Annotated in this window: 14 protein-coding genes; 7 read left to right on the top strand and 7 right to left on the bottom strand. The window is 59.9% G+C overall.

Features of this window, described 5'->3' with window-relative positions; all coding sequences use genetic code 11:
• Positions 1-38: 38 nt before the first annotated feature.
• On the bottom strand, positions 39-281 hold the full coding sequence (locus tag FQ187_RS03385) for a hypothetical protein (RefSeq protein WP_256667275.1): 243 nt from the start codon (positions 279-281) through the stop codon (positions 39-41).
• Here FQ187_RS03385 and FQ187_RS30225 point away from each other — a divergent pair.
• The 6 genes from FQ187_RS30225 to FQ187_RS03360 all read left to right on the top strand — a co-directional run bounded on the left by FQ187_RS30225 (position 180) and on the right by FQ187_RS03360 (position 6670).
• On the top strand, positions 180-524 hold the full coding sequence (locus FQ187_RS30225) for a hypothetical protein (RefSeq protein ID WP_256667277.1): 345 nt from the start codon (positions 180-182) through the stop codon (positions 522-524). The genes FQ187_RS03385 and FQ187_RS30225 overlap by 102 nt on opposite strands.
• A gap of 170 nt (positions 525-694) precedes the next feature.
• Positions 695-2461, top strand: a complete 1767-nt coding sequence (locus FQ187_RS03380) for an ATP-binding protein (protein ID WP_178122670.1) — start codon at positions 695-697, stop codon at positions 2459-2461.
• Complete coding sequence (locus FQ187_RS03375) at positions 2455-3789, top strand: sigma-54 dependent transcriptional regulator (RefSeq protein WP_149628402.1); 1335 nt, start codon at positions 2455-2457, stop codon at positions 3787-3789. The genes FQ187_RS03380 and FQ187_RS03375 overlap by 7 nt, the downstream gene beginning before the upstream one ends.
• 320 nt (positions 3790-4109) lie before the next feature.
• Positions 4110-5429, top strand: coding sequence for an MFS transporter (locus tag FQ187_RS03370; RefSeq protein ID WP_149628401.1), 1320 nt, complete (start codon positions 4110-4112; stop codon positions 5427-5429).
• Between the two features lie 289 nt (positions 5430-5718).
• A complete protein-coding gene (locus FQ187_RS03365; RefSeq protein ID WP_149628400.1) occupies positions 5719-5910 on the top strand; it encodes a hypothetical protein in 192 nt (63 codons plus the stop codon).
• 130 nt (positions 5911-6040) lie between these two features.
• Complete coding sequence (locus tag FQ187_RS03360; protein WP_149628399.1) at positions 6041-6670, top strand: flavin reductase family protein; 630 nt, start codon at positions 6041-6043, stop codon at positions 6668-6670.
• Here the strand turns inward: FQ187_RS03360 and FQ187_RS03355 are convergent, their stop codons facing one another.
• Together FQ187_RS03355 and FQ187_RS03350 are read right to left on the bottom strand one after the other, a co-directional pair.
• Entirely contained in the window at positions 6671-6901 is a 231-nt protein-coding gene (locus tag FQ187_RS03355) for a hypothetical protein (RefSeq protein WP_056741355.1), read from the bottom strand.
• A 41-nt stretch (positions 6902-6942) separates the two neighbouring features.
• A complete protein-coding gene (locus tag FQ187_RS03350) occupies positions 6943-7296 on the bottom strand; it encodes a putative quinol monooxygenase (RefSeq protein ID WP_123368238.1) in 354 nt (117 codons plus the stop codon).
• A 335-nt stretch (positions 7297-7631) separates the two neighbouring features.
• Between FQ187_RS03350 and FQ187_RS03345 the strand changes: the two genes are divergently transcribed.
• A complete protein-coding gene (locus FQ187_RS03345) occupies positions 7632-8561 on the top strand; it encodes an AraC family transcriptional regulator (RefSeq protein ID WP_149628398.1) in 930 nt (309 codons plus the stop codon).
• Positions 8562-8693: 132 nt separating this feature from the next.
• Here the strand turns inward: FQ187_RS03345 and FQ187_RS03340 are convergent, their stop codons facing one another.
• From FQ187_RS03340 to FQ187_RS03325, 4 genes are all read right to left on the bottom strand, one after another.
• Positions 8694-9749: an ABC transporter ATP-binding protein gene (locus FQ187_RS03340; protein WP_149628397.1), complete on the bottom strand. Its 1056-nt coding sequence runs from the start codon at positions 9747-9749 to the stop codon at positions 8694-8696.
• A 15-nt stretch (positions 9750-9764) separates the two neighbouring features.
• Positions 9765-10613 (bottom strand): ABC transporter permease, encoded by an 849-nt coding sequence (locus FQ187_RS03335; RefSeq protein WP_129437940.1) that lies wholly within the window; start codon positions 10611-10613, stop codon positions 9765-9767.
• Positions 10610-11518 carry an ABC transporter permease gene (locus FQ187_RS03330; protein WP_149628396.1) on the bottom strand — a complete coding sequence of 303 codons (909 nt, stop codon included), beginning with the start codon at positions 11516-11518 and terminating at the stop codon, positions 10610-10612. Before FQ187_RS03330 ends, FQ187_RS03335 begins: the two co-directional genes overlap by 4 nt.
• Before the next feature lie 194 nt (positions 11519-11712).
• Complete coding sequence (locus FQ187_RS03325) at positions 11713-12816, bottom strand: extracellular solute-binding protein (RefSeq protein ID WP_149628395.1); 1104 nt, start codon at positions 12814-12816, stop codon at positions 11713-11715.
• Between the last annotated feature and the right edge of the window lie 47 nt (positions 12817-12863).

The following is a 12863-nucleotide window of genomic DNA, read 5'->3' as shown; positions in this document are numbered from 1 at the left end:
GCCACTGACGCTAGAGGCTCACCGATTCGTCATCTGACTTACCTGCGCAAAACAGTCGGTGGTGACGTGGAAACACTCACACCCGACACGTCCGTAGGTCCAGGTGCTGACCACCTGGTTGCCAGCCTGTTGTTCGATGATCTGGCGGCAGCGTTGTACCGCGAGTCCCGCAGCACGCATTGCAGCTCGCCGTTCCAGAGTTGCACAAACACCTGTTTGAGCTGCCCGGCGTTGTCGTACCGCATCCTTTGTTGATGTCCACCGGCATTGGTCTGGGTCAGCAGGTCGCCGAGCGGGCTGTAGGTGCCACTGCTGGTGAGGGAGCCGACATCGGTCATCGTTCGGTGATCGCGCAACGGCTGGCCGTGCCGGCTGAAGCTGCTCAGTTTGAGCCGGCCAGCCCCATCAGGATCAGGCGTTCACCCGCGTCGACGCTGTTGATTCTGATGGCCTCGCTTTCACGAGTATGCCGACGCACTTTCCGTCACCAGTATCAATGGGATCGATATTCGAAGCCTGGATGAGGAAACGGGTAAAATCACCGGCATGCTGTACAGCTTCGTGAATACTGTTCGGGCTCACAGAAACAGCGGTAAAGCCGCTGCATAAACGGATGAGCTTTACACCGGCAACTCTGTCCCCTAGCAGCGGCATGCTATGGTGCGCGCCCGTATTGCTGACTTTTTACTACGCCATGCTTGCGACCTCCCGGACGTTACGTCTGATGCTGTACACCTTGCTGATCGTTGCCGGCGCGGCGTTGGCGGCTGGTTTGGCCATGCGCCACACCGAACGCCAGGCCCTGGTCGAAGACGCTGCCCGCGCCAATCAGCAACTGGCGTTGTACGCCAACTCCCTGCACACCCTGATCGATCGCTACCGCGCCCTGCCCGCCGTATTGGCGCTAGACCCGGAGTTGCGCGGCGCCCTCAATGGCACTGTGTCTGCTGAGCAACAGGACGCACTGAACCGCAAACTGGAAAAGATCAACGGCGCGGCGCAATCCTCAACCCTGGAACTGCTCGACCGCACCGGCCTCGCCGTGGCCGCCAGCAACTGGCGCTTGCCCAGCAGTTACGTCGGCCACAACTATGGCTTTCGCCCCTACTTCAGCCAGACCCGCACCCAGGGCACCGGGCGCTTTTACGCGGTGGGCGTGACCAGCGGCATTCCCGGTTACTTCCTGTCCAGCGCGGTCACCGGTGACGACGGCCAGTTCCTCGGCGCAATGGTGGTGAAACTCGAATTTCCGGAACTGGAGCGCGAATGGCGTCAGGGCAGCGACACACTGCTGGTCAGTGATGCGCGCGGCATTATCTTCATCGCCAACCAGCCGGGCTGGCGCTATCGCTTGTTGAAACCGCTGGGTGACAGCGATCACGCCGAACTCAAGGCCACCCGCCAATACGACAAACAACCGCTGACACCGCTCGAGTATCAATCGGTGCGGCGCTTCGACGACAACAGTGACCTGACGCGGGTCGTGGGTCCTGACGGGACGGCCAATTATCTGTGGGAATCGCTGCCGCTGAGCACTGAAGGCTGGACGTTGCACCTGCTGCGCCGCCCGCAAATCGCTTTCGAAGACAGCCGCAACGCTGGGCTCGCCGCTGCCGGACTGTGGCTGGCGGTGGTGTTTCTGTTGCTGTTTCTCAATCAACGCTGGCGTCTGGCCAAGCTGCGTCAGCGCAGTCGTGAAGAGCTCGAACAACTGGTGGAAGAGCGCACCCGCGACCTGCGCACCGCTCAGGACGGTCTGGTGCAATCGGCCAAACTCGCCGCCCTCGGCCAGATGTCTGCCGCGCTGGCCCATGAAATCAACCAGCCGCTGACCGCCCAGCGCATGCAACTGGCTACTCTGAGGCTGCTGCTCGATCACGGCCGAGTCGATGACGCCTACAAAGCACTCAGACCGGTGGATGAGATGCTGACGCGCATGGCCGCCCTGACCGGCCACCTGAAAACCTTCGCCCGCAAAAGCCCCAGCGGTTTACGCGAACGCCTGGACCTGGCGGCGGTGGTGGACCAATCGCTGCAGTTGCTAGACGCGCGTTTGCGTGACGAACAGGTCAGCACGGTGCTGCACCTGACGCGTCCGGCCTGGGTGCGTGGCGATGCGATTCGCCTGGAACAGGTGCTGATCAATTTGCTGCGCAATGCCCTGGACGCCATGCAGGACAAGCCCTGCAAACGCTTGGAAATCCGTCTCGAAGCCGACGAACAACTCTGGCGCCTGACGGTCGCTGACAACGGTGGCGGCATTGCCGAAGAACACTTGGCCAACGTGTTTGATCCGTTCTTCACCACAAAACCGGTGGGTGATGGCCTGGGCCTCGGGCTGGCCGTATCCTTTGCCATCGTTCACGAATCGGGCGGACGCCTGAGCGCCGACAATCATGCAAACGGAGCGGTGTTCACCGTGACCTTGCCCATCGACCTGGAGGCACCCGGCTCATGCTGAACTCAGTGATGGTGGTCGACGACGAAAGCAGTATTCGCAGCGCCGTTGAACAATGGCTGAGCCTGTCGGGGTTCGAGGTGCAGTTATTCAGCCGCGCCGATGAATGCCTGGCGCAGCTGCCGACGCATTTTCCCGGGGTGATCCTCAGCGACGTGCGCATGCCGGGCATGACCGGCCTGGAACTGCTGGCCGAGGTTCAGCGCCGCGATGCCGACTTGCCGGTGATTCTGCTGACCGGTCACGGCGATGTGCCGATGGCGGTCGAAGCGATGCGCGATGGTGCCTACGACTTCCTTGAAAAACCCTTCAGCCCCGAAACCTTGCTCGGCAGTCTGCGCCGTGCGCTGGACAAGCGGCGGCTGGTGCTGGAAAACCGCGCCCTGCACGAGCAGGCAGACAACCGCGCCAAACTCGATGCGACGTTGCTGGGCGTGTCCCGTGGTTTACAGACGCTGCGTCGGCAAGTGCTGGACCTGGCGACGCTGCCGGTCAATGTGTTGATCCGCGGTGAAACCGGCAGCGGCAAGGAATTGGTTGCCCGTTGCCTGCACGACTTTGGTCCGCGTGCCGACAAACCGTTTGTGGCGCTGAACTGTGCGGCGATCCCCGAGCAGTTGTTCGAGGCCGAACTGTTCGGCCACGAGAGCGGTGCATTCACCGGAGCCTCGGGCAAACGCATCGGCAAGCTCGAATACGCCGATGGCGGCACGCTGTTTCTCGATGAAATCGAAAGCATGCCGCTGGCTCAGCAGGTGAAATTGTTGCGGGTGTTGCAGGAGCAGAAGCTGGAGCGGTTGGGCTCCAATCAGAGCATCCGCGTGGATCTGCGGATAATCGCCGCGACCAAACCCGACTTGCTGGACGAAGCCCGGGCCGGACGCTTTCGCGAGGACCTGGCCTATCGGTTGAACGTGGCCGAGTTGCGGCTGCCGCCGTTGCGCGAGCGACGTGAAGACATTCCGCTGTTGTTCGAGTCGTTTGCGCAAAATGCCGCCGAGCGTTTGGGGCGCACTTTTCCACCGCTGAGCGGCCCGCAGTTGAGCCATCTGCTGAGCCACGACTGGCCGGGCAATGTGCGCGAATTGGCAAACGTTGCTGAGCGACAAGTGTTGGGGCTGGGCGAGCCGGAACCGGTGGGGATCGATCCTGGGCAATCCCTGGCGGCGCAGCAGGAAGCCTTTGAAGCGCATTGTCTGCGCGCGGCGTTGACCCGGCATAAGGGCGATGTGAAAGCGGTGCTTGAAGAGCTGCAACTGCCGCGCCGGACGTTCAATGAAAAGATGCAGCGGCATGGCCTGACCCGCGAGATGTTTTTGCAAGACAGCTGATTTTTGTGGTGCCTGAACTGGCCTCTTCGCGAGCAAGCCCGCTCCCACAGTTGATTCGAGGTGTAGGCAAATTCTGTGTTCACCGTAGATCCAATGTGGGAGCGGGCTTGCTCGCGAAGGGGCCAGCACTGACGAAGCAATCCCACGCCTGAATAAGCGGTTTTCCGCTCGCACCCGATCCTGAATAAGCGGATTTCCGCTCAATAAAACTCGCTACCCCCTCTAAACCGGCCCTCCTCCCTTTGGCACATCTCCTGCTATAGCCCAAGCAGGCTGCGTTTCAACGCGCTCCACAAAAACAATTAAATGAAGGATCCGTCATGGATAACTCACAATCCCTGCCTCTTGGGTCGGCAGCTTCGCCTGCCAAAGAAAGAACCACTGCCAGTCGCATCAAATCGATCTTCAGCGGCTCTGTCGGCAACATGGTCGAGTGGTACGACTGGTACGTCTACGCCGCCTTCTCCCTGTACTTCGCCAAGGCCTTTTTCCCCAAAGGCGACACCACCGCGCAACTGCTGAACACCGCCGCGATCTTCGCCGTGGGCTTCCTGATGCGCCCGATCGGTGGCTGGTTGATGGGCCTCTACGCCGACAAGGCCGGTCGCAAACGTGCGTTGATGGCCTCGGTCTACCTGATGTGCTTCGGCTCTCTGCTGATCGCCCTGAGCCCGGGTTATGAAACCATCGGCATCGGCGCGCCGATCCTGCTGGTGTTCGCGCGCCTGCTGCAAGGTTTGTCGGTCGGTGGCGAGTACGGCACCTCGGCAACGTACCTCAGTGAGATGGCGACCAAGGAACGTCGCGGCTTCTACTCCAGCTTCCAGTACGTGACCCTGATCTCCGGCCAGCTCATCGCTTTGGCAGTGCTGATCGTGCTGCAACAGACCCTGACCACTGAAGAGCTGTACGCCTGGGGCTGGCGCATCCCGTTCGCCATCGGCGCGCTGTGTGCCGTGGTTGCGCTGTACCTGCGTCGTGGCATGGAAGAAACCGAGTCGTTCTCCAAGAAAGAGAAGGCCAAGGAAAGCGCGATGCGCACCTTGATGCGCCATCCGAAGGAACTGATGACCGTGGTCGGCCTGACCATGGGCGGCACCCTGGCGTTCTACACCTACACCACGTACATGCAGAAATACCTGGTGAACACCGTCGGCATGAGCATCTCCGACTCCACCACTATTTCGGCCGCCACGCTGTTCCTGTTCATGTGCCTGCAACCGATCATTGGCGGGCTCTCGGATAAAGTCGGTCGCCGGCCAATCCTGATTGCCTTCGGTATTCTCGGGACGCTGTTCACCGTGCCGATCCTGACCACCCTGCACACCGTGCAGACCTGGTGGGGCGCGTTCTTCCTGATCATGGCGGCGCTGATCATCGTCAGCGGCTACACCTCGATCAACGCGGTGGTTAAAGCCGAACTGTTCCCGACCGAGATTCGTGCGCTGGGCGTTGGTTTGCCGTACGCGCTGACCGTGTCGATCTTCGGCGGCACCGCTGAATACATCGCGCTGTGGTTCAAGAGCATCGGCATGGAAACCGGTTACTACTGGTATGTCACTGCGTGTATTGCGGTGTCGTTGCTGGTCTACGTGACCATGAAAGACACCCGCAAGCATTCGCGGATCGAGACGGACTGACAGTTACATTGATGGTGGCTGTACTGGCCCCATCGTCGGAACGCCGCCCGGAGCAAGCTCGCTCCCACAAGGGTCTGGTATAAGCAGATCCAATGTGGGAGCGAGCTTGCTCGCGATGGCCGCACCTCGGTTTCAAGTCGCCCCTCTCCAGCAGATAACGATCGGTTAATGCCCCCGCAGCATTCTGCAGCTGACCGCATCCAAATCAACGTGACGCACGTATATCCGTTACAGGCCCCCGAATCAGCGCCTGTACGTATTCATTGCGAACGAACCTGGAGTACCTATCATGAAAATCCAACTGATCCTCGCCCTGACTCTTTCCGTATTGGCCGCCAACACCTTCGCCGCTGATGGTTATGACCAAACCGGTTCGGCCTCCTTCGCGTCCGAAGCCAGCGCCTCCGTCGACCGCGCTCATTCTGATACCTATGCCGCTGACGGTTTTGACAAAACCGGTACCGCAGAAACCATCGGCTAATAGTTGGAGGAAGGTTCACAGCCCGGCTTCGGCCGGGCTTACTCGTTTCCACATTTGGATCTCATCGCTGGAAGTTATCCGTTCGTCCTTGCACCATGACCGCCTCCCGAGCCCCCCAGGAATTTACGCCATGCCCGACGACATCCATTTCTACGAACCCGCCAACGGCCACGGCCTGCCGCATGACCCGTTCAATGCCATCGTCGGCCCGCGTCCCATTGGCTGGATTTCCTCTCAGGATGCCGATGGCCGCCTGAACCTGGCGCCTTACAGTTTCTTCAACGCGTTCAACTACATTCCGCCGATCATCGGTTTTTCCAGTGTCGGGCGCAAAGACAGCCTGAATAACATCGAGCGAACCGGCGAATTCGCCTGGAACCTGGCGACCCGTACGCTGGCCGAGCAGATGAACCAGTGCTCTGCCATGGTCGGACCTGAGGTCAACGAGTTCGAGCTGTCCGGACTGACCCCGGCAGCGTCGAAAATCATTCAGGTGCCACGCGTCGCCGAAAGCCCGGTGTCCTTCGAGTGCAAGGTCACGCAGATCATTCAGTTGCAGCGGGCGGATGGGAACGTGGTGCCGAGCTGGCTGATTCTCGGCGAAGTGGTCGCCGTGCATATCGCCAAGTGGCTGTTGAAGGATGGGGTGTACGACACCGCCGCGGCAGAACCGATTCTGCGCGGCGGCGGGCCAGCGGATTATTTCCAGCTGGGGCCTGAGGCGTTGTTCAAGATGTATCGCCCGGGGGCGGTCAAGTAATTACCAGATCAGGTCGCCGTCTTCGCTGACGTCTTTGAGGTGTGTCAACTGCAGCGCCGCGGCTTCATCGGCCTCGCGGGCAGTTTTGAAGGTCTGTTCTTCGAGCAGCTTGTGAAAGCGCGGTGCACCCGAACCACCGATGGCTTTGGTGGCGATTGCGGCGTGATAACCGCCCTCGCGGGGTACTACGGCAGATACGGCTTCGAAGGTTTCAAAGGCTTTGCGTGCCATGTCGTGGATCCTGGCTGATTGAGAGTTGAGCCATTAAACCCTCAACCCGCCATTTTGTGTACCCACGACTGGGACTGTCCCAGCGCCTGGGCAGCAGACACGTCCTTGAAGGTATGAAAATCCAGGCTGTTGACCACAAGGTCTTGCACCAACTCGGCAAAAATCTGCATGGCCGGGGTGCTGAAATAAGCGGTCATGGCCTGCTGGTTCATCCAGAAACCGGACACCAGCCACAACTCGGGATCGCATTGCGAATGTTGCAGGGCAAAATTCAGGCAACCCGGTGCGCTGCGGGACGGCTCGATCAAGGCGCTCAGGCGCGCACCGAGTTCCGCCGAACGCCCGGCGCGGGCGCGGACAAAGGCCATATGACTGACGGGGATCTGCGTAGACATGTTCAACCCTCCCAGGTACTCGAGTGGCAGCCGTGGGACGGGCTGCGACAGGATCCAAGGTTAAGCGCGCCCCTTCCATCACGGTTAGTCGATTCCTGCCGGCTTGTTGCACAATCCTGCGCGGTCTCTCGAAAAACCTGGAACAACCTGTGAAAGTTTTCGTGCCGATGAAACACGGCTTTCAAGCAAGTTTTCCTTGGGTTGCCCTGTCATAGAGGTGCCGTAAATTCACTCCGTGCAGAATCAGGCAAGGTTGAGGCAGGATGTGTCTACCGCTTTGTCTTGCACAAACTTAAGCTCGCTTCATTACTGACGCACCACCGAGGATGCCTTGCATGTCGTCGCTCGATCACTTTGAAGCCCCGCTGGACGCCGACATGGAGAAACAGCGCGCGGAACTGGCCGCTATCATTCGCCATAACACGGCGGAGGATGGCACTTATGCGACTGCCGTCGGCTCGCTCTTCATGTCTCGTCATAGCAAGTCCCATGAGTTTGCCCCGGTACTGGCGCAACCCGCGCTGTGCATCATGGCGCAGGGCCGTAAAGAGGTCAGGCTGGCCGATGAATACTTCAATTACGATCCGCTGAACTACCTGGTGGTGTCGGTCTCGATGCCATTGAGCGGACGAGTGGTGAACGTCACGTCTGAAGAACCGATCCTCGCGGTGCGGCTGGACATTGATCCGGCAGAAATCACCGCGCTGATTGCCGATGCCGGTCCTCTCGGTGTGCCAACCCGGCCAACGGGACGAGGTTTGTATGTCGAACGGATCGACACCGCGATGCTCGACGCGGTGTTGCGTCTGGCACGTTTGCTGGATGCGCCGAAAGACATCGCCATGCTCGCACCGCTGATTCGCCGGGAAATTCTGTATCGGCTGTTGCGCAGCCAGCAGGGTCATCGGCTGTACGAAATCGCTATCGCCAACAGCCAGAGCCATCGCATCAGCCAGGCGATCAAATGGCTAAACGGCAACTATGAACAGCCGCTGCGCATCGATGATCTGGCGAAGGAAGTGAACCTGAGCGTGTCGACGTTGCATCACCGGTTCAAGGCGATGACAGCGATGAGTCCGTTGCAGTATCAGAAGCAACTGCGCCTGCAAGAAGCGCGGCGGTTGATGCTGGCGGAAGGGCTGGAGGCTTCGGCGGCGGGGTATCGGGTGGGGTATGAAAGCCCTTCGCAATTCAGCCGGGAATACAGCCGGTTGTTTGGGGCTCCGCCGTTAAGGGATTTGGCGCGGTTGCGGTTGACGGTTTGATCCGGCATTTGTTGTGTGGCTGAGGGCCCCTTCGCGAGCAAGCCCGCTCCCACAGGGGTCTGGTGTACACCGGTCCAATGTGGGAGCGGGCTTGCTCGCGAAGAGGCCGGTACAGTCAATCCACCTCTAATGTCAGGCGCCGAGTACGCGACAAGCCTCAGCCGGCAATGTCACCGACACCGGATTGCCAATGCTCAACCCAAACCCCTGACACGGCGTGCTCAACGCCGTAAACGACACCCCGGAACATTCAACGGTGGTTTCAATCGTCGCGCCGATATCGCGCACGAACGTCACCTTACCGAGCAGCCGATTCCCCGCCGTCGCCTGCGGATGCGACAGTTGCAGGTCCTCAGGACGAATCAGCATCTTCACTTTCTCACCCACCACGATGCTGCTGCAGATCGGCACTTGCAGCGCATCGCCACCCGGCAACCCAATCTTGCCGTTGCCCAGCGCGGTGGCAGGGAAAATATTCCCCGAGCCGATGAAGTCCGCAACAAATTCATTGGCCGGGTGACGATAGATTTCAATCGGCGTGCCCACTTGCTGCACGCGATGTTCACCCAATACCACAACGATATCCGCCATGGTCATGGCTTCACGCTGGTCGTGGGTCACCATGATGGTGGTGATGTTCAAGCGTTGTTGCAGCTGACGGATTTCCACCTGCATCGATTCACGCAGCTTGGCGTCCAGCGCCGACAACGGTTCGTCGAGCAGCAGAATTTTCGGGTGATTGGCAATCGCCCGGGCAATCGCCACCCGCTGACGTTGACCGCCAGAGAGTTTCGACACCGGTCGGTCGATCATTTCCTGCAGCTGAATCAGTTGCAGCAACTCCACCACCCGCGCCTGCTGATTGGCCTTGCTGACCCCGCGCAGTTTCAGCGGATAGGCGATGTTCTCCCCCACCGTCATGTGCGGAAACAGCGCCAGGGATTGAAACACCATGCCGAAATTACGTTGATGAGCCGGGGTGTGGCCGATGTCTTCACCGTCCAGGCGAATCTCACCGCCGCTCAGGGTTTCAAGCCCTGCAATCATTCGCAGCAAGGTGGTTTTGCCGCAGCCCGAAGGGCCGAGAAAACACACCAGTTTGCCCTCAGGCAAATGCAGGTTTACATCCTTTACCGCGCAGGCCGAGCCGTAATGTTTCTCGACGTTTTCCAGAATCAGACCAGTCATGTTGCACCTCAAGAATCAGAACGAAACGCCACCTTCACCAACCAGCTTCTCCAACGCCCAGATCAGGACGAAGTCGATCAGCACGATCAGCACGGCAAACGAGAAAACGGTTGGGTCGAGCGAAGACACGGTGCGGCTGTACATCCAGATCGGCACGGTCATGACGTCGATGGTGTAGAGGAAGTAGGTCACGGTGAATTCGTTGAACGAGACGATGAACGCCAGCAGCATCCCCGCCAGAATCCCCGACTTCATCAGCGGCACCACCACATCGATAATCGCCCGGGTCGGTGAAGCACCGAGCATCTGCGCGGCTTCTTCGACTTCGCTGCCAATGGAGAGCATCGCGGCGGTGCAGTTTTTCACCACGAACGGCAGCGCCAGGATCACGTGGGCAATCACCAGCCGCGAGGTGGTCATCTGGAACGGCAGGCTGTCGAACACCAGCAGCAACGCCAGGCCCAACACCACCATCGGAAACACCAGCGGCAGCGACATCAATTGCAGCGCCACGGCTTTGCCGCGGAACTCGCAACGGGTCAGGGCATAAGCGGCCGGCACCGCAATGATCGTTGCAAACACCATGGTCAGGCACGCCACCATCAGGCTGGTGGTCATGGCCTTGCCGAGGCTCAGCACATCGCTGGCATCCGGCGACACGAAGGTGTGCCAGGCAGCCTTGTACCATTGCAGGCTGTAGCTGCTCGGCGGGAAGTCGAGGTTCGACGCACCGCTGAACGACATCACGATCATGGTCAGGATCGGCAACACCGCCAGCAGCAGGATGAAGCCCGACAGGATGCCGGCAAACTTGCCGGTCTCGCCGGGCAGCAGCCCATAACGTTTCTTGATCAGGGTGCTCATTGGGAAGCCTCCAGCATGCGCCGACGACGGCCAGTGATGTATTCGGACAAGGTCATGATCGCAAGCGTGGTGACAATCAACACCACACCGGCAGCGGATGCGGCGGGCCAGTTCATCAGCGGGGCGATCTGGTCATGGACCATCACGGCCAGCATCGGCACGCGTCGGCCACCGAGCAGCAATGGCACCACGAAGCTGCTGGCGTTGTAGGCGAATACCAACGTCGCGCCAGTGATGATCCCCGGCATGCTCATCGGCAACACCACCTGACGGAACACCTGAAAACGGCTGGCACCCAGGGTTGCAGCGGCTTCTTCATAAGTACGGGCGACGCCGCGCATGGCGCTGGCAATCGGCAGCACGGCCAACGGGAACGCGGTTTGCACCAGGCCCATCAGTACGCCGTTCTGGTTGTAGAGCAGCATGATCGGACGCTTGATCAGGCCCAGGCCCATCAGCGCCTGGTTGAGCATCCCGCCCGGGCCCAGAATCACCAGCCAGCCGTAGCTTTGCAGCAGCAGGTTGACCAACAATGGCAGCAGCACCGCGGCGAGGAAGATCCGTCGCACAAACGGTGAGGTCAGCCGCGACATGGTGTAGGCCACCGGGATCGCCAACACGACCGCAATCACTGCGCTGATCAGGGCCAGACGCAGGGTCAGCAGCAAGGATTTAAGGTAATACGGTTCCAGCAGTTGGGCGTAACTGGCCAGGCTGAACCCGGTCCACTCCGCGCCCTTGGTGCCCACGCTCATGCGCAGTACCAGCAGGCTGGCGGCGATCAATACGCCCAGAAACAGCATCGACGGCGAGAGGAAAAACCAGGCACGCGTCGTCGGCGAAACACCTCGGGGAGAGCGCGATGCAGCGACGGCGACCGGATGAGTCAGAGGTTGGTGTTCCATAGCAAGGGTCTCGTCAATGGAAAGCAGCTGACAAACACAACACCTGAAGCAACGACGTTCTAGTGTGGGAGCGGGCTTGCTCGCGAAAGCGGTGGGTCAGTCAGCATCGATGTCGACTGACGGATTGCATTCGCGAGCAAGCCCGCTCCCACATTTGATTTGTGGTGCTCTTGGGGCTTGTGTTCGTCACTCGATCAGGAAGAAAAGATTTCCGTGTAACGACGAATCCATTGGTCATGCACGGTGGCCAGGAAGGCGTTGTCGTGCATGATCGCCTTCTCGGCAATCTGCTCTGGCGTGAGGATGTACGGGCTCTTGCGTGCTTCGGCGGAGATGATCGCCTTGGCGTTGACCGGGCCGTTGTAGATGTCTTCAGCCATCTTGCCCTGCACCAGTGGGTCCAGAGAGTGGTTGATAAAGGCGTACGCCATGTCGGTGTCGCCCGGACGGTTCTTCGGCATCACCGATTGCATCAAGTCGGTATAGAAACCTTCCTTCATGCCAAAGGTTGCACTCAGACCGTAGGCCGGATCGCGGATCTGTTTCGGGAAGAATGCCGGCGCGTACAGACCGCCCATGTCCAGGGAACCGGTGCGGAACAGCTCGGCGATCTGGTTCGGGTTTTCACCCAGGGTCACCACGCGATCTTTCAGCTCGGCGAGTTTCTTGAAGCCCGGCTCAATGTTGTGTTCGTCACCACCGGCCAGTTTGGCGGCGATGATGATCAGGTCCATGGCCTCGGTCCAGTTCGGCGGCGGCAGGAAGATGTTTGGCGCCAGCTCCGGGTCCCACAGGGCTGCATAGCTGTCCGGGGCTTCTTTCTGGGTGCGGGTGCTGTAGACCAGGCTGTTGCACCAGAGCAGGTAACCGATACCGTGGCCATTGGCGCCGGTGCGGTATTTCTCCGGTACGTCGACCAGGTTGGGAATGCGGTTGAGGTCGGGTTTTTCCAGCAGGTTGGCGGCGGCCAGACCTTCGGCGCCGACGCCTGCCAGGGTGATGATGTCGTACTGCGGACGGTCACCGCCGGCCTTGAGTTTAGCGACCATTTCCGAGGTACTGCCGGTGCGGTCAGCAATGACCTTGCAGCCGTACTTGTCTTCGAAGGTCGCTGCGATGTTACGCAGGGCTGCCAAGCCGGTGTCATCGGACCAGGTCAGCAAACGCAGGGTCTTGCCCGCAAAGCGTGTGTCGCTGGCGTTAGCCTTGATGAACGGCATGCTCATGGCGGCCGCTGCCACCGAGGCTACGCCCACGGTTTTGATGAATTGACGTCTGTTCAGATCATGCTCGCCCATTACGGACTCCCTTTGTTTTTGTAGGTATGAGGCTGGTCGCAACCGTT

It is taken from the genome of Pseudomonas sp. ANT_J28 (genome assembly GCF_008370005.1).
Taxonomy (GTDB): domain Bacteria; phylum Pseudomonadota; class Gammaproteobacteria; order Pseudomonadales; family Pseudomonadaceae; genus Aquipseudomonas; species Aquipseudomonas frigoris.
The sequence above is the reverse complement of the archived record's forward strand: the minus strand, read 5'-3'. Positions and strand labels throughout refer to the sequence as shown.